Source organism: Paracoccus broussonetiae, from assembly GCF_031854425.1.
In the GTDB taxonomy this organism is placed as follows: Bacteria; Pseudomonadota; Alphaproteobacteria; order Rhodobacterales; family Rhodobacteraceae; genus Paracoccus; species Paracoccus broussonetiae.
The window spans coordinates 129,559-146,469 of sequence record NZ_JAVRQI010000002.1; the positions used below are offsets into that span (position 1 = coordinate 129,559).

Annotated in this window: 15 protein-coding genes; 12 read left to right on the forward strand and 3 right to left on the reverse strand. The window is 64.4% G+C overall.

Annotated features, from left to right (window positions below):
- Positions 1-66 precede the first annotated feature (66 nt).
- From RM190_RS03180 to RM190_RS03210, 7 genes are all read left to right on the forward strand, one after another.
- Positions 67-882 carry a GNAT family N-acetyltransferase gene (locus RM190_RS03180; RefSeq protein ID WP_311757950.1) on the forward strand — a complete coding sequence of 272 codons (816 nt, stop codon included), beginning with the start codon at positions 67-69 and terminating at the stop codon, positions 880-882.
- A 14-nt stretch (positions 883-896) separates the two neighbouring features.
- Positions 897-2,273 (forward strand): aspartate aminotransferase family protein, encoded by a 1,377-nt coding sequence (locus RM190_RS03185; protein WP_311757951.1) that lies wholly within the window; start codon positions 897-899, stop codon positions 2,271-2,273.
- A complete protein-coding gene (locus RM190_RS03190) occupies positions 2,273-3,187 on the forward strand; it encodes a 2-hydroxyacid dehydrogenase (protein WP_311757952.1) in 915 nt (304 codons plus the stop codon). Before RM190_RS03185 ends, RM190_RS03190 begins: the two co-directional genes overlap by 1 nt.
- A gap of 298 nt (positions 3,188-3,485) precedes the next feature.
- Positions 3,486-5,093 carry an ABC transporter substrate-binding protein gene (locus RM190_RS03195; protein WP_311757953.1) on the forward strand — a complete coding sequence of 536 codons (1,608 nt, stop codon included), beginning with the start codon at positions 3,486-3,488 and terminating at the stop codon, positions 5,091-5,093.
- Positions 5,094-5,149: 56 nt separating this feature from the next.
- The gene (locus RM190_RS03200; RefSeq protein WP_311757954.1) at positions 5,150-6,100 is read left to right on the forward strand and encodes an ABC transporter permease; all 951 of its coding nucleotides are present in this window, start codon (positions 5,150-5,152) and stop codon (positions 6,098-6,100) included.
- 2 nt (positions 6,101-6,102) lie between these two features.
- Positions 6,103-6,945, forward strand: coding sequence for an ABC transporter permease (locus RM190_RS03205; RefSeq protein WP_311757955.1), 843 nt, complete (start codon positions 6,103-6,105; stop codon positions 6,943-6,945).
- Entirely contained in the window at positions 6,942-8,585 is a 1,644-nt protein-coding gene (locus RM190_RS03210) for an ABC transporter ATP-binding protein (protein ID WP_311757956.1), read from the forward strand. The genes RM190_RS03205 and RM190_RS03210 overlap by 4 nt, the downstream gene beginning before the upstream one ends.
- A 19-nt stretch (positions 8,586-8,604) precedes the next feature.
- On the opposite strand, the gene RM190_RS03215 is transcribed toward RM190_RS03210, so the two are convergent.
- A complete protein-coding gene (locus tag RM190_RS03215) occupies positions 8,605-9,084 on the reverse strand; it encodes an Lrp/AsnC family transcriptional regulator (RefSeq protein WP_311757957.1) in 480 nt (159 codons plus the stop codon).
- Positions 9,085-9,304: 220 nt separating this feature from the next.
- On the opposite strand from RM190_RS03215, the gene RM190_RS03220 reads away from it, so the two are divergent.
- Positions 9,305-10,624 carry an NAD(P)/FAD-dependent oxidoreductase gene (locus tag RM190_RS03220; protein WP_311757958.1) on the forward strand — a complete coding sequence of 440 codons (1,320 nt, stop codon included), beginning with the start codon at positions 9,305-9,307 and terminating at the stop codon, positions 10,622-10,624.
- Between the two features lie 30 nt (positions 10,625-10,654).
- Here the strand turns inward: RM190_RS03220 and RM190_RS03225 are convergent, their stop codons facing one another.
- Both RM190_RS03225 and RM190_RS03230 read right to left on the reverse strand, forming a co-directional pair.
- The gene (locus RM190_RS03225) at positions 10,655-11,524 is read right to left on the reverse strand and encodes a GNAT family N-acetyltransferase (protein ID WP_311757959.1); all 870 of its coding nucleotides are present in this window, start codon (positions 11,522-11,524) and stop codon (positions 10,655-10,657) included.
- A 147-nt stretch (positions 11,525-11,671) separates the two neighbouring features.
- Positions 11,672-12,679, reverse strand: a complete 1,008-nt coding sequence (locus tag RM190_RS03230) for a LacI family DNA-binding transcriptional regulator (protein WP_311757960.1) — start codon at positions 12,677-12,679, stop codon at positions 11,672-11,674.
- 197 nt (positions 12,680-12,876) lie between these two features.
- Between RM190_RS03230 and RM190_RS03235 the strand changes: the two genes are divergently transcribed.
- The 4 genes from RM190_RS03235 (at position 12,877) to RM190_RS03250 (ending at position 16,903) form a co-directional block, all read left to right on the forward strand.
- Positions 12,877-13,962, forward strand: coding sequence for a Gfo/Idh/MocA family protein (locus RM190_RS03235; protein WP_311757961.1), 1,086 nt, complete (start codon positions 12,877-12,879; stop codon positions 13,960-13,962).
- Between the two features lie 19 nt (positions 13,963-13,981).
- A complete protein-coding gene (locus RM190_RS03240) occupies positions 13,982-14,896 on the forward strand; it encodes a sugar phosphate isomerase/epimerase family protein (protein ID WP_311757962.1) in 915 nt (304 codons plus the stop codon).
- An 80-nt stretch (positions 14,897-14,976) separates the two neighbouring features.
- Positions 14,977-16,158 carry an aldose 1-epimerase family protein gene (locus tag RM190_RS03245; RefSeq protein WP_311757963.1) on the forward strand — a complete coding sequence of 394 codons (1,182 nt, stop codon included), beginning with the start codon at positions 14,977-14,979 and terminating at the stop codon, positions 16,156-16,158.
- A complete protein-coding gene (locus tag RM190_RS03250; RefSeq protein WP_311757964.1) occupies positions 16,151-16,903 on the forward strand; it encodes an SDR family NAD(P)-dependent oxidoreductase in 753 nt (250 codons plus the stop codon). The genes RM190_RS03245 and RM190_RS03250 overlap by 8 nt, the downstream gene beginning before the upstream one ends.
- Positions 16,904-16,911 lie beyond the last annotated feature (8 nt).

Below are 16,911 nucleotides of genomic sequence, written 5' to 3' on the forward strand. Positions count from 1 at the left end.
GCTTAATCCCGCTACGCCGCGTCTGTTTCGGGCCGCATGATATGCCGGAAATGACCCGAGGCCCGCATGACCCAGACCATTACCTTTCAGCCCTTCGGCCCCGAACATGTTCAGGGCGCGCTGCTTCTGTCGACCCAGGCCGGTTGGCCGCACCGGTCCGAGGACTGGGATCTTGTCCGAGATATCAGCCGCGGCGTCGTCGCGATCGAGGATGACGCCGTGGTTGCGACCGCCGTGGCGACCCCTTTCGGGGAAGTGGCGATGGCGAACATGATCATCGTCGATCAGGCGATGCGCGGGCGCGGCCTTGGGCGCGAGATCATGCTTCGCGCGATGGATCTGGCGGAACCCCGGCAATGGCGACTTGTCGCCACCCCGGCCGGAATGCCGCTTTATGAAAAGCTTGGTTTCACGGCCTGCGGCGCGGTCCATCAGCACCAGGGCCGCCTGCTTGCCGATCTTTCCTCGCCCGGCATCCGCCCGGCCGGCCCGGGCGACATGGACATGATCCGGAGCATGGACCGCGAAGCGACCGGGGCCGACCGGGGCGCACTGCTTGACGCGCTGGCCCATCGCGGCACGCTGGTTCTGGCCGAGGGCAAGGGCTTTGCCGCGCTTCGCCTTTTCGGTCGCGGTGCCGTCCTTGGACCCGTCATCGCTGACGGAGTGCAGACGGCGCAGGCACTGCTATCGCATCTTTTCGCGGGCAGGCAGGGCCAGTTCCTGCGTGTCGACACGACGGGAATATCCGGCCTTGAGGGCTGGCTGACGGAAATCGGACTTGCCGAGGTGGATCGCGGGGTCGCCATGCTGCGCGGCGATCTGCCCGGCGAACAGGGGCGCTTCACGCGCTTCGCCCTGGCCGCACAGGCCCTCGGCTGAACACAGGAGAGAACATGCTGAGCAATTCGCTGATCGAGCAGGACCGGGCGCACCTGGTCCATCCCGTCGCCTCGTGGCGCGGGCATGAGCAAAGCGGCGTGCGCCTGTTGAAATCGGCCAAGGGCGCGACCGTGACCGATGCCGAGGGCCACCAGCTTCTGGACGGGTTCGCGGGCCTGTGGTGCGTCAATGCCGGCTATGGCCAGGAAAGTGTCATCGAGGCGGCGACCCGCCAGATGCGCGAACTGCCCTATGCCACCGGCTATTTCGGCCTTGGTTCGGAGCCCGCGGCGCGGCTGGCGGCGCGGCTGGCCGATCGTGCGCCGGGTGATCTGAACCATGTCTATTTCACGTTGGGCGGTTCGGACGCGGTCGACAGCACCGTGCGCTTTGTCCGCTATTACTGGCATGCGCGCGGCTTGCCGCAAAAGGACCAGTTCATTTCGGTCCAGCAGGGCTATCACGGTTCGTCAACGGTGGGTGCGGGCCTGACGGCGCTGCCTTCATTCCATGCAGGCTTCAGCCTGCCGCTGGACTGGCAGCACAAGATTTCCTCGCATTACGCCTATCGCAATCCGGTCGGGACCGACCCGCAGGCGATCATCGCGGCCTCGGTCGCCGAGCTGCGCGCCCGGATCGATCAGCTTGGCGGGGCAGATCGTGTCGCGGCCTTCTATGTCGAGCCGATTCAGGGATCGGGCGGCGTTCTTGTGCCGCCGCCGGGTTGGATTGCTGCGATGCGCGCCGTCTGCAAAGAGCTGGACATCCTTTTCATCGCCGATGAAGTCATCACCGGCTTCGGCCGCACCGGCCAGCTGTTCGCGTGCGAGGATGAAGGCGTGGTGCCGGACATGATGACCACCGCCAAGGGCCTCACCTCGGGCTATGTGCCGATGGGTGCGGTGTTCCTGTCGGATCATGTCTATGACACCATCGCCGATGGCGCAGGTGCCGCGGCGGTGGGGCACGGATACACCTATTCCGCGCACCCTGTCAGTGCCGCGGTGGCGCTGGCCGTACTGGATCTTTACGAAGATGGCTTGCTGGAGAACGGGCGCAGGATGGGCGCAAGGCTGATGGCCGGACTTCAGGGTCTGTCGGATCACCCGTTGGTGGGCGATGTGCGCGGTCGCGGCATGCTTGCCGCCATCGAGCTTGTCACTGACAAGGACGCCAAGACCCCGCTGCCGGCAGCCGCCGCCCCGGCGACCCGCGTCTTTGACCGCGCCTGGCGGAACGGGCTGGTGGTGCGCGCCTTTGCTCAGGGCGTCATCGGCTATGCCCCGCCCTTGTGCTGCACCGAGGCCGAGATCGACGCCATTGTCGAGCGCACGCGCCTGACCCTGGACCAGACGCTGGAGGATCCGGACGTCCGCGCGGCCATGCGCTGATGGCGGTCCTGTTCCTGTCGACCGCGGCGCGGGCTCAGGTCTTTCGCGAGGCCTTTGCCCATGCCCTGCCCGATGTCGCGTTTCATGTTGGCGAAGCGCCGGACCCCTTGCGGGTCCGGTGGATCGTCACCTGGAATGCCCCCGACGACCTTGCCACGCGCTATCCCAATCTGCGCCAGATCTTTTCGATCGGAGCGGGTGTGGACCAGTTCGACCTGGGCCTGATTCCGGCCCATGTCGGCGTGGTCAGGATGCTTGAGCCGGGCATTGGCGCGCAGATGGGGGAGTATGCGACGCTGGCCACGCTGGCCATGCATCGCGACCTTCCCCGCTATCTTGCCCGTCAGCAGGTCGCGGAATGGGCACCGGGCGAGAACCTGCCCGCGCCCCGGCGCAGGGTCGGCGTGATGGGGCTCGGCCAGCTTGGCACGTTGGTCATCGACCGGTTGCGCCCGTTCGGCTTCGACCTTGCGGGCTACAGCCGTTCAATCCGCGCGATCGACGGGGTGTCCTGCTTCACCGACCTTGCCCCCTTTCTGGCGCGGACCGACATCCTGATCTGCCTGCTGCCCCTGACCATGCAGACACGCGGCATTCTGGACGCCGCACTGTTTGCAAAGCTGCCGCGCGGCGCGCGGCTGGTGCATCTTGGACGCGGGGCCCAGCTTGTGGCCGCGGATCTGATCGCGGCTTTGGACCAGGGGCAACTGTCCGCGGCGATGCTGGACGTAACGGACCCCGAGCCCCTGCCCGCGGACCATCCGTTGTGGCGGCATCCGTCCGTGATCCTGACCCCCCACATCGCCAGCCAGACCAGCGCGGCCGAGGGCGCCGCGCATGTGATCGCCGGCGTCTCGGCCGATCTTGCGGGGCGGCCTGTCGCGGGTCTGATCGACAGACGGCGTGGGTATTGACGCTATTCCGCCGGTTCGCGCCATTTCAGCATAATCTGCTGCGCAGGTCGCGAAATCGACGCATCCCCTGCGGAAATTGCGTTCAATCTGTCCCGAACCGTCAAGGTCCGGCGCCAGATCGGATCGAAAGGTTTCGGCAGATGATGCTGCGAACAGGGAATGAACGCGCAGGGCCCCGAACGGCCTGAACGCACCAACCGCTCTGTGTTCCAGCATGTCTTGCCACGGCCCCAACGGGCCAACCCGCCCGCAAGGGCAAATTCACCAGCGTTTCGGCGCGTCAGAACAGGGAAGAAGAATGACCAAGATCACCAACTGGACCCGCGCTGACGATGCGATGGTCGAGAGCGCGATCCGCCGCGGGGCCTCGCGGCGCGACCTTCTGCGCATGTTCATGGCGGGCGGCATCAGCCTTGCCGCGGGCGGGACCATTCTGGGCCGTGCCAGCGCTGCCTTGGCTGCGACCCCGGTCAAGGGCGGACACCTGATCGCCGCCAGCTGGTCCTCTTCTACGGCCGACACGCTGGACCCGGCCAAAGCGTCGCAGGCGACCGATTATGTCCGTTGCTGCGCGCTTTACAACCGCCTGACCTTCCTGAACGGCCGGGGCGAGGTCCAGATGGAGCTTGCCGAAAGCATCGAGACGAAGGACGCGAAAGTCTGGATCGTCAAGCTGAAGAAGGGCGTGACCTTCCATGACGGCAAGACGCTGACGGCGGATGACGTCGTCTTCTCGATGAACCGCCATCTGGACGAGGCGGTCGGCTCTAAGGTCAACGCGATGGCCAAGCAGATGACCCAGATTAAGGCCATCGATCCGACGACGGTCCAGTTCACGCTGGCCGCGCCGAATGCCGACCTGCCGGCGATCCTGGCGATGCATCACTTCATGATCGTGGCCGACGGAACCACCGATTTCAGCAAGGGTAACGGCACCGGCTCTTTCGCGCTTGAGCATTTCGAGCCGGGCGTGAAGTCGCTGATGAAGCGCAACGAAAACTACTTCAAGCCCGGCGGCGCGCATGTCGACAGCTTCGAATATTTCGCCATCCCCGACGACACCGCACGGGTGAACGCGCTGGTTTCGGGCGACATCCACCTGGCAGCCTCGATCAAGCCGCAGGCCCTGCGCCTGATCGAAAGCGCGGGCAATATCGACGTGCTCCAGAACACGGCCGGGAACTATACCGACCTGAACCTGCGCCTTGACCTGTCGCCGGGTGACAAGGCGGGTTTCGCCGAGGGCATGAAGTATCTGTTCGACCGCGAGCTGATCACGAAATCCATCGCCCGCGGCCGCGCCGTAATCGCGAACGACCAGCCGATCTCGCCCTCGAACAAGTATCACAATGCAGAGCTGAAGGCGCGGGAGTTCGACCCCGAACGCGCGAAGTCGCTGTTCGACAAGGCCGGGCTGCTGGGCCAGACCATCCCGATCGTCGCATCGGATGCCGCGACGTCCTCGGTCGAAATGGCGACCTTGCTGCAACAGGCAGGCGCCCAGATCGGCATGAAATTCGACATCCAGCGCGTGCCTTCGGATGGCTACTGGTCGAAATACTGGCTTCAGGCCCCCGTGCATTTCGGGAACATCAACCCGCGCCCGACGCCGGATATCCTGTTCTCGCTGCTTTACACCTCGGATGCGCCATGGAACGAAAGCCAGTTCAAGTCCGAGAAATTCGACAAGATGGTCCACGAGGCCCGCGGCGAGCTGGACGAGGCGAAGCGCAAGGAAATCTATGACGAGTGCCAGGTGATCGTGTCGAACGAGGCGGCGACAGCAATCCCGGTCTGGCTTTCGGACCTTGAGGCGAAGTCGAACAAGCTGCAAGGCCTCGAGACGAACCCGCTGGGCGGCCAGATGGGCTATGCGATGGCCGAATATGTCTGGCTAGAGGCCTGATCCCTGCCGCCGGGGGCGCGCGCCCTGCCCCCGGCCCCTGCCTGAAAGGTCCCCGGATGAACTCGACAATCCCCAGGCTGGTCCTAGGCCGGATCGGTGTTGCCATCGTTACCCTGCTGATCGTCTCGGCCGTGGTTTTCGGCGTGACGCAGATGCTGCCCGGTGACGTGGCCGAGATCCTGCTTGGCCAGGCCGCGACCCCCGAGGCCGTGGCCGGACTGCGCAAGGCGATGCACCTGGATCAGCCCGCCATCGTGCAATACGGCAGCTGGCTTTGGGGATTGCTGCGGGGTGATCTGGGGACGTCCTATGCGAACAACATGCCGGTTGCCCAGCTGATCGGGGGCAGGCTTGTCAATACGCTGCGCCTTGGCGCGGTGACGGCCGCGATCGCGGTGCCGCTGGCCCTGTCGCTGGGGATCGCGACGGCGATGTATCGCGGGTCGTGGTTCGACAGGCTGGTCAACGCGCTGATCATCGCGGTGATCTCGGTCCCGGAATTCATGATCGCGACACTGGCGGTCCTGGTCTTTGCGGTCTGGCTGAAATGGCTGCCCGCCTTGTCCTTCGGCAGTGACGTGGACAGCATCGCGGACATGCTGCGCATCTTTGCGATGCCGGTCATCACCCTGCTTTGCGTGATCTGTGCCCAGATGATCCGCATGACGCGCGCGGCGATGATCGGTGTGCTCGACAGCCCCTATGTCGAGATGGCGCTGCTGAAGGGGGCTTCACGCCCGCGCATGGTGCTGCGCCACGCCCTGCCGAATGCCGTCGGCCCGATCGTCAATGCCGTCGCATTGTCGCTGTCCTATCTGGTCGGAGGCGTCATCATCGTCGAGACTGTCTTCAACTATCCCGGCATCGCCCGGTTGATGGTCGACTCGGTCGCGACGCGCGACCTGCCGCTGATCCAAAGCTGCGCGATGATCTTCTGCATCGGCTACCTGATCCTGATCACGGTCGCGGACGTGATCGCCATCCTCTCGAACCCGAGGCTTCGCTAGTCATGGCCGTTACCTTCCCCACCCCCCGCCGCCTTGGCTATCGCATGAACCTGACGGGCGCGCTGGCGGCGCTGGTCGTGCTGGTCTGGGCCATTGTCGCCATCATCGGGCCGTGGTTCATGACCCATGACCCGGGCGAGATCGTCGATTTCGAATATTTCGGACCGATCACCAAACAACTGTGGCTTGGCTCGGACTACCTGGGGCGCGACATGTTCTCGCGCATCCTGATGGGCGCGCGCTACACGGTCGGCATCTCATTGGCCTCGGTGGTGCTGGCCTGCGCCTCGGGCGTCGTGCTGGGGATGACGGCGGCGGTGACGGGTGGCTGGTTCGACACGGTGCTGAGCCGCCTGCTGGACGCGCTGAACTCGATTCCGTCCAAACTGTTCGGGCTGGTCATGGTCGCGGCCGTAGGGTCGTCGATTCCGGTGCTGATCCTTGTCCTGGCCGTGATCTATCTGCCGGGCGCCTATCGCTTTGCCCGTGCGCTGGCGGTGAACATCAATACGATGGACTATGTCACCGTCGCCCGAGCAAGGGGGGAGCGCTCGCCCTATCTGATCCTGAACGAGATCCTGCCCAACATGACCGGACCGGTGCTGGCCGATGTGGGACTGCGCTTCGTCTTCATCGTCCTGTTGCTGTCGGGCCTGTCCTTCCTTGGATTGGGCGTGCAGCCACCCTATGCCGACTGGGGCAGCCTGGTGCGCGAGAATATCGGCGGGCTGCCCTTTGGCGCGCCGGCGGTCATTGTGCCCAGCATCGCCATCGCCAGCCTCACGATCAGCGTCAACCTGCTGATCGACAACCTGCCCACCAAGATCCGCGACCGGAGCGAATGATGCAGAATCTTGTCGAAATCCGCGATCTTCGGGTGAAGGCCACCACCGATGCCGGCAACGTCGTGCCGATCATCAAGGGCGTCAGCTTCGATATCGCGCCGGGAGAGATCGTGGCGCTGATCGGCGAAAGCGGATCGGGCAAGACCACCATCGCGCTGACCCTGATGGGGCATACCCGCAAGGGCTGCGATATCTCGGGGGGCGAGGTGCGGATCGCGGGGCGGGATGTCGTCCGCATGTCCGAACGCCAGCGCCAGTCATTGCGCGGGACCGAGGTCGCGTATGTGCCGCAAAGCGCCGCCGCGGCCTTCAACCCGGCGCTGCGCCTGCTCGACCAGGTGATCGAGGTTGCGCGTATCCACGACACCATGACCATGCCGCAGGCCCGTGCCAAAGCTGTCGAGCTTTTCCGCGCGCTGGCCCTGCCCGATCCGGAAAACATCGGCAAACGCTATCCGCATCAGGTTTCGGGCGGGCAGTTGCAGCGCCTTGCCGCGGCGATGGCGCTGATCGGCGATCCGAAGCTGGTGATCTTCGATGAGCCGACCACCGCGCTGGACGTCACCACCCAGATCGAGGTGCTGCGCGCGTTCAAGTCGGTGATGCGGGATCGGGGCATGGCCGGTGTCTATGTCAGCCACGATCTTGCGGTGGTCGCCCAGATCGCGGACCGCATCGTCGTGTTGAAAGGGGGGCAGGTCCAGGAAATCGGCGATACCGCGCAGATCCTTCATGAACCCGTCCATCCCTATACGAACGAATTGCTTTCGGCATTCGAGCCGCGCAGCTTCGCACGCCCCGCCCGCCCTGCCGAAGTCACCCCGCCCGTTCCGGTCCTTGAAGTGCAGGGCGTCCATGCGGGATATGGTCCGACCGGCCCCAATGGGCTGCCCTACAAGATGGTGCTGAGGAATGTCAGCTGCCGTCTGGAAAAAGGCTGCAATCTGGGCGTGATCGGGGAAAGCGGGTCGGGCAAGTCAACGCTGGCGCGCTCCATCGCGGGCCTTCTGCCCCCTGCTCGGGGTCAGGTTCTGCTGGACGGAAGGCGCCTGGAACCGGCTTCGGCGCAGCGCTCGAAAGAGGATCTGCGCCGGATGCAGATCGTCTTCCAGCTTGCCGACACGGCGCTGAATCCGGCCCGCTCGATCGGGGACATCATCGGGCGGCCGCTGAGCTTTTATCATGGCCTGCGGGGGGCCGAGAAACAGGCCCGCATCGCCGAACTGCTGGAGATGGTGCGCCTGCCCCGCGCAATGGCCCACCGCCTGCCCGGGGAATTGTCGGGCGGGCAGAAGCAGCGCGTGAACTTTGCCCGCGCATTGGCGGCGAAGCCCGAAGTGATCCTGTGCGACGAGATCACCTCGGCCCTCGACACGGTCGTCGCGGCCGCGGTGATCGAATTGCTGAAGGAGCTGCAGCGCGAACTCGACCTGTCCTATGTCTTCATCAGCCACGACCTGTCGACCGTTCAGGCGATCTGCGACGAGGTAATGGTCATGAATGGCGGCGAAACGGTCGAGACGCTGCGCGCCGCGGACCTGCCCGACGGCGCCCGCCACCCCTATTCGAAGCTGCTTTTCTCGTCGATCCCGCAGCTTGATACGGGCTGGCTCGACAGCGTTCCCGCGCGCGCGATCTAAAGCCGCGCGCTTCGGGGCGTCACATCTTGAAGATGTTCTTCAGCGGCAGGTGGTTCTTGACGAAGGGGGACTTCATGACGACGAAGCTGAAATACTTGTCGATGCCGATCTCGCGGTCGATCAGCCCCTCCATGATCGCCTGGTAGTCGGTGATGCCGCCGGTGACGAATTTCAGCAGATAGTCATATCCGCCCGAGATCAGGTGGCATTCGATGCATTCCTCGACCTTCATCAGCGCTTCCTGAAAGCGGGCGAAGTCGATCTGGCGGTGGTTCTTCAGGGTGATTTCAGTAAAGACCGTCAGGGTCGGCCCCAGCTTGGCCAGGTCGATCTGGGCGGAATATCCGGTGATATAGCCTGCCTGCTGCAGCTTCTTGACCCGCATCAGGCAGGGGCTGGGCGACAGGTGGACCAGTTCGGCCAGCTCGACATTGGTGATGCGCCCGTTGCGCTGCAATTCGTGCAGGATCCGGATGTCGATACGGTCGAGTTTCAGCATGGAGCCCCCGCTGGGATGATCGCGGCAGACTACGCAGAAAATTCTGCCGCCTCAAGGGAGGATGCGACCGGGATCCCGCCGGATATACCGCTTGCGCGGGAAAATCATGGCGCTGCTGGCCCAGCGAAGTTCGGCATAAAATTTCGACCTTCGCGGTGATGCGGCACATGCTGTCGCCCCTTTCGCCTAGCCTTGCGACACAGCTGATCAGGAGTCCGCCATGCCCGCCCCCCTCATGCAGATCGAAACCGATGCCGTGGTGCCGGCGCAGGCTGACGTGGTCGTGATCGGCGGCGGCATCGTCGGCACTTGCGCGGCCTATTATCTGGCGAAGCGCGGCGTTTCGGTCGTCCTGCTGGAAAAGGGCCGGATAGGGGCCGAGCAATCCAGTCGCAACTGGGGCTGGTGCCGCCAGCAGAACCGCGACGCGCGCGAATTGCCCATCTCGACCCGCAGCCTGGATCTTTGGGACGATCTGTCCGCCGAGATCGGCATGGATCCCGGCTTTCGCCGCTGCGGCCTGCTGTATCTGTCGAATGACGAGGCCGAGATTGCGGGCTGGGCGCGCTGGCGCGACTTTGCCAAGGGCGAAGGGGTCGTCACGCATATGTTGTCGGCGGCCGAAGCCAGCGAGCGGGGCCATGCCTCGGGGCGCAAGTGGGCGGGCGGGGTCTTTTCCCCCACGGATGGCACCGCCGATCCGTCCCGCGCGGCCCCGGTGATCGCGCTGGGGATCGAAAAGTTGGGCGGTCGGGTCGTCCAGAATTGTGCGGCCCGCGGGCTGGAGCTTGAGGCCGGGGCGGTCTCGGGCGTCGTCACCGAACGCGGCGTGATCCGCACCCGCACGGTAGTGATGGCAGGGGGCGCGTGGGCCTCGTCCTTTGTCCGGCAGATGGGGTTGCGCTTTCCCCAGGCCAGTGTCCGCTCCTCGATCCTGTCGGTGGCGCCAGGGGCGGAACTGCCGGATGCGGTCCATACCAAGTATATCTCGATCACGCGGCGCGGCGATGGCGGGCATACGCTGGCGGTTTCGGGCGCGGCGCGGGTCGATGTCACCCCGCAGCAGGTCCGGTTCTGGGGCAAGTTCCTGCCCATGTTCTTCAAGCGGCGAAAGTCGCTTGCGCCGGGAGGTGTGCAGGGTTGGCAGTCCGGGCATGAAACGCTGTCCCGCTGGGCTCTGGACCGCGAGACCCCGATGGAGCGGATGCGCATCCTGGACCCGCGCCCGGACCGGTCGCAGATTGACCTGACGCTGGGCCGCGCGCGAGAGATCTTTCCTGCGCTTCGGGACACTCCGGTCGCGGCAAGCTGGGCGGGCTATATCGACAGTACCCCCGACGGGGTTCCCGCGATTGGGGAAACGCGCATTCCCGGCCTGATGCTGGCCGCGGGTTTCAGCGGGCATGGCTTCGGCATCGGACCCGGTGCGGGTCACCTGATTGCGGATCTGGTGACGGGCACGGACCCGATCGTGGACCCGAAACCTTATCACCCTGCCCGGCTGGACGAGTCGGTCTGGGGTAAGGTTGCTGATTTCTAGGGGCCGGGTTCGGGGGCGCCAATGCCCCCTTCAGCCCAATGCCTGATTGATCAGGCCAAAGGTGCGCGCAGGCCCGGTCGGTTCCGGCAAGGGCTCCAGCGACATGCGCTGGACCGCGTCATAGGGCACGATACCCGCCGCGCTCAGGAAATCGGTGAACGGTGTGCCTTCGGGTTCGCGGGTGTCGACACGCAGGAAATCCCCCTGATGCGCCGCGACGAAGGGACCGCAAAGCGCGATCGCGTCCTGTTCGCTTTCCGCAACGATGGGACCGATCACGCGGCCCCTGCCGAAATGGCGCATCAGGGCGAAGCCGGTGATCCGACCCTCTCGCTCGATCACCATGCCTTCTGACACGCCCAGGATCGCCCACATCACCTCGGGGCGGGCGACGCCCATCGCGTTTGTATCCAGTTCAAGGATGCGGGTCCGGTCGGCGTCGCGCATGGGTCGCGCACCGGTCCCGAAATCCGGGCATGCCGTGACGATGCCGTTTCGCTGCGCCACCGGGGCCAGCGTCTTGAACCCCAGCGAGACGTAAAGCCGAAAGGCCTCTTTCGTGGCGTTCAGAACGCGGGCGCGGCCCTGCGTTTCGTCAAGGACGCGGCGCATCAACCAGCGCCCGGCCCCCTGATCCTGCATCCGGGGCGAGGTGATGACCATGCCGATCGAGGCCACGGTCCGGGAAAACGGAAACCACATCGCCGATCCGAAGATGCGCCCGATCTGATCGCGCGCGACCCAGCCATGCCCCAGCCCGATCACCATCGCCCAGTCATCCGCACGATGCGGCCAGCTGACGGCGACCGAAAGTTCGTGCAGGCGGGGAATGTCCGCAGGTGTCATCGGTTCGATGCTGAGTTCATAGCCGCCGATGTCGAGTGTTTCCGCGAATTCCAAGCGCCGCTCCTGTCGGTTGCTGCCTTGTGGTCATCCTAGGCGCATCGGGGAAGCGCAACGAAACGAAAATCGGGCGGCAAACAGAATTTCGTGCTAATTCACGCAACTGGCCGCAGATGATCCGGGAAGTCGGACGCCGTTTTGACCCTAGCTTGCCGGGATGTTCTCGCGGAAAACGACCTGCAGGCGAGGTGGATATTCCCGCTCGGTCGTGCCGCGCACGGCGGCGGTCAGCAGCCGGACGGCCTCGCGCGCCTGGACGCGGTGGTTCTGGTCGATCACGGCATCCATCGTGCGATCCAAAAGCAGCAGGCGGGTGGCGTCCGTCAGGTCATGCCCGATAAAGACCACCTGCTGGGCCAGATGCGCTTCGCGAAGGGCGCGCGCGATACCCTGGTTTCCGGAGCCGATGTTATAGACGCCGTCCACCTGCCCGGCCTGAAGGATGCGGCGCATCTCTTCATGGGCCTGTTCGCGGTCGTCTCCGACCTCGGCATAGGCGGTGATGCGCAGGTCCGCGAATTCATCGGCAAGGATCGAGCGGAAGCCCATTTCGCGCTCTTCATGGCCGCGATAGGCGCGTGAGCCGACGAAAAGCGCGATATTCCCGCCCTTGCCCGGCCCCAGAAACCGACCCAGAAGCAGCCCGGCCAGCCGCCCCGCCGCACGGTTGTCGACGCCGACATAGCCGATCTTGTCAACGGCGGGCACGTCCGAAACAAGCGTCGCGATGCGTACGCCTTCACGGGCCAGAGCGTTCAGTTCTTCGCGGATCTCGGGGCGGTCGGGCGCTACGACGCCGACCGCGTCGGTCTGGTCATGCAGCTCGGCCAGCCGCCGTTCGATCCGGCCCGCACTCCAGTCCTCGACATCGTGAATGCGCAGTTGGACATCTTCGTGCCGGGCGGCCTCGTCGATCAGTTGCCCGCGAAGGTTGCGCATGAAGCTGTTCGTGCCCGCCGGCAGGACGAAATCCAACCGGACGCGCCGCGTCGGGGCAATGTCGGCGGGCCCGAAATAGCCAAGCTCGCGCGCAACGGTCAGCACGATCTCGCGTGTGCGCTCCCGGACCCCGCTGCGACCGTTCAGGACCCGATCGACGGTTGCGGCGGATACGCCGGATTTCAGGGCGATCTCGGTGATGGTCGTGCGCATGCGGGTTCCGATGGCTGAATCGTCAAAATCCAGCAAAACCCGCAAAATTTCCTCAGCACAAGACATATATCCCCGCCTTGCCCTCCTGATGATGCGAAATGATGGCAAATGATGCGATTAGATGATTGTTTATGATGTTTTGCTTATGCCAGTGTCCCCTCAGCTGCGGGCAGGAGGGGCCCGGACAAGGGAGCAAGATGAAAGTGCAGAACCTGACCCCGGATCCTCGGATCCGATGCCGCGACTATCGTATCGGCGCCATCGGCGCCGGCATGATCATGGCGGAATGCCACCTCGAGGCGTATCGCCTTGCCGGGTTCCCGGTGGCGGCGATTGCCTCGCGCAGCCCCGCACGGGCGCAGGCCGTTGCCGATCGCCATGCCATTGCCAAGGTCCACGACACGCCCGAGGCGCTGATCGAGGATACCTCTCTCGACATTATCGACATCGCCTATCCGCCGCATCTGCAACCCGGGCTGATCCGGCACGCGCTGAAGCAGCCGCATATCAAGGGCATCCTTGCGCAAAAGCCGCTGGCCCTGTCCCTGGATGAGGCGCGGGCGCTGCGGGATGAGGCCAAGGCTGCGGGCAAGATCCTGTCGGTCAACCAGAACATGCGCTACGACCAGTCGATGCGTGTGCTGAAGCAGCTTCTGGACCGCGGCGCCTTGGGCGCGCCGGTCTTTGCCCAGATCGACATGCACGCGATCCCGCATTGGCAGGGCTTCCTGCAAGGCTACGACCGGCTGACGCTGTCGAACATGAGCGTGCATCATCTTGATGTCATGCGCTTCCTGTTCGGCGACCCGTCTGAGGTCACGACGGTCACCCGCACTGACCCCCGCACCGAATTCGCGCATCAGGACGGGATTGTGTCGACCATGCTGCGCTTCCCCTCGGGGCTGCTCGCGCTGTCGCTTGAGGATGTCTGGTCCGGCCCGCGCGCCGAAGGTTACGCCGACGACCAGCATATCAACTGGCGCGTCGAGGGGACCGAGGGCGTGGCCAAGGGCACGATCGGTTGGCCGACTGGCGGGCCCTCGACGCTGACCTATGCCTCGCGCACGGAAACCGGTGGGGAATGGGTCACGCCCGAATGGGACACGATGTGGTTCCCCCATGCCTTCATCGGCGTGATGGAACAGCTGCAATGGGCCATCCACAGCAGCGAGGCCCCCGCCCTGTCCATCGCGGACAACGTGCGGACCATGGCGCTGGTCGAATCCGCCTATCGCTCGATCGATGAGGGCCGGACCGTGCGCCACGATATTTCAAAAGACTGAAACGGGAGGGAAATCAGTCATGATGCAAGCAGGGATCTTTACGGGGTATTTCCCCTATGACCTTAAGACGACGGCGGAGAAGATCCGCGCGCATAACTTCAACACCGTGCAGCTTGATCTGCATTTCAGCGATATCGACGTCTCGGACGGCCAGGTCACGCCGGAAAAATGCCGCACCATCCGCGACACGTTCCGCGACCACCACCTGCCGGTCTGCTGCATCTCGGCCTATACCAATATCGTCCATCCGGACGCGGCGACGCGCAAGGTGCGGCTGGACCGGTTGAAGGAAATCCTGGCCCACGCCCAATATCTGGGCTCGCCCTATGTGATCTCGGAAACCGGGACGTTCGATACCAGCAGCGACTGGGTGCATCACCCGAAGAACAAGACCGAGGAAGGCTGGGACGACTGCCGCGCCGTCATCACCGATCTGGCGAAATTCGCCTGGGATCACGGCTCGGTCTTCCTGCTGGAAACCTATGTGAACAACGTCGTGGGCTCGGTCGAGGAAACCCTGCGCATGTTCGCCGAGGTGGATCATCCGGGCCTTGGCCTGCTGATGGACCCGACCAATTATTTCGAGTCCCATAACATCGACAAGATGGACAAGACGCTGAACTTCGTCTTCGACGCGCTGTCGGACAAGATCAAGATCGCCCATGCCAAGGACGTGAAGCGTTCGGGCGACGACAAGTCGGAAAAGCACTCGGATATCGGCGACGCCTCGGCGGCGGAAAGCCACACCTTCCGTGGCGTGGGCGAAATCGAGCTGCCCGCCCCCGGGTTGGGTGAGCTGAACTACGACCTGTATCTGCAGCGTCTGGCGCAGAAGCATCCGAACATCCCGATGATCATCGAGCATCTGGACGAATCCGATGTCGGCCGCGCGAAAGCCTTCCTTGACGGCAAGCTGCGCGCGAACGGCTGCTGACACATTCCTGCAATCCGGCAGGGCGGACGCATTCTTCGCCCTGCCGAATGACGCGGCAGCATCATCCAGGACTAGAAACGATGGTAGAACTTTACGGCAAGACATTGACCCGCCACGAAATCGAGGCGGCCAGCGGAGGGTTGTCCCATGCCGCGGGCGTCCGGCTGATGGTGCTGGAAAACGGGATCGAACGTGGCAACCGGATGCTGGAATTTCGCAGCGGATCGGGCCTGCGTTTCACTGTCCTTGTCGACCGCGCGATGGATATTGCCGATTGCGAACATAATGGGCGGGCCATCGGCTGGCATTCGCCCGCTGGATTCCGCCACCCCTCGCTTTCCGACTATGAAGGCGAAGGCGGGCTCGGCTGGATGCGCAGCTTTTCAGGGTTGATGGTGACCTGTGGGCTGGACCACATCCTGTTCATGAACGAGGTGCCGACGGACAGCTATGTCTATGGTCCGCGCAAGACCGCCTCGCATTCGCTGCACGGTCGCGCCGGGACGATCCCTGCGCATCTGACCGGTTATGGCGAACGCTGGGACGGCGACCGCTGTTTCCTGTGGGCCGAAGGCGTCGTCACGCAATCGGCAGTTTTTGGCGAACACCTGGAACTGCATCGCCGCATCGAGATCGAGGTCGGATCGGACGAGATCAGTTTGTCCGACCGCGTGGTGAACCGCGGCTTTTATCGCACGCCTCACATGTATTGCTATCACATCAATGTCGGCCATCCGGTGCTTGAGGAAGGTGCGCGTTATCTGGCGCCCATCGCCGAAACCGTCTGGGCCGCGCATGCCGACAGCTATGACCGGCAGGGCGTCGGCTATCGCCGTCTTCCGGCGCCGCAGATGAACTTCCATGAACAGGTATGGCAGCACGAGCTTGTCGCAGACGACAGCGGAGAGGTTCCCGTCGCGCTGGTCAATGACCGGCTTGGCCTTGGCTTCATGGTCGTCACGCGCAAGGACCAGTTCCCCTGCCAGTACGAGTGGCAGAACCTGCAGGCCGGGCAATATGCACTGGGGATCGAACCCTCGACCAACCATGTTCTGGGCAACCTGTCCGCGCGTGAGCGTGACGAGATGATCTGGCTGCAACATGGCGAGGAGCGCGCCTATGACAGCCGTTTCGTGATCCTGCCCGACGCCGCCGCCGTCGCCTGGGCCGAGGCGCGCATCCGTGCGATCCACGCCCAGCCAGATACCGACTATCCCGTGCCCTCGGGCAATTTCCGCAAGATCGGGGGCCGCGATGTCTGACCTGACCGGACGGCGCATCCTTTACACCGGGGCCGCAGGGGGGCTTGGCCACCAGACCACCCTGCAGCTTCTGATGGCCGGGGCAGAGGTGATCGCGCTGGACCGCGACCATCGCAAGAACGCGGAGCTTGTCGCTGACACCCCCGCCGACCTGCGCGCTCGCCTGCATCTGGTCGAGGCGGATCTGGCCGACAAGCCCTCGATCGAGGCGCTGCTGGCCGGGCTGGTTGCAGAACGTCCGCTAGATGCGGTCATCAATAACGCCGCCATCTATCCCTCGAAACCGTTCGAAGAATACACCTCGGACGAACTCGCGCTGGTTCATGCGATCAATGTGGAAGCGGCGTTGATCTGCACCCGCGCCGCCCTTCCGGGGATGCGGGCGCAGGGCTGGGGCCGGATCATCAACGTCACCTCGATCACGCTGACCGGCGGGTGGGAGAACCTGACCCCCTATGTCCAATCCAAGGGCGCATTGATGGGCCTGACGCGGGCCTGGGCGCGAGAGTTCGGCAAATGGGGCATCACCGTCAACGCCATCGCCCCCGGCGCCTTCCCGACCGATGCCGAAAAGATCCATCCCGATCCCGCGGGCTATAACGCGATGGTTCTTGAGCGGCAGGCGGTCAAGCGGCGCGGCCATGCCGGCGACATCGCCGCGGCCATCCGATTCTTCCTGTCCGACGAGGCGGGATTCATCACCGGACAATCCCTGGCCGTCAATGGCGGCTGGACGATGCATTAAGGAGCAAT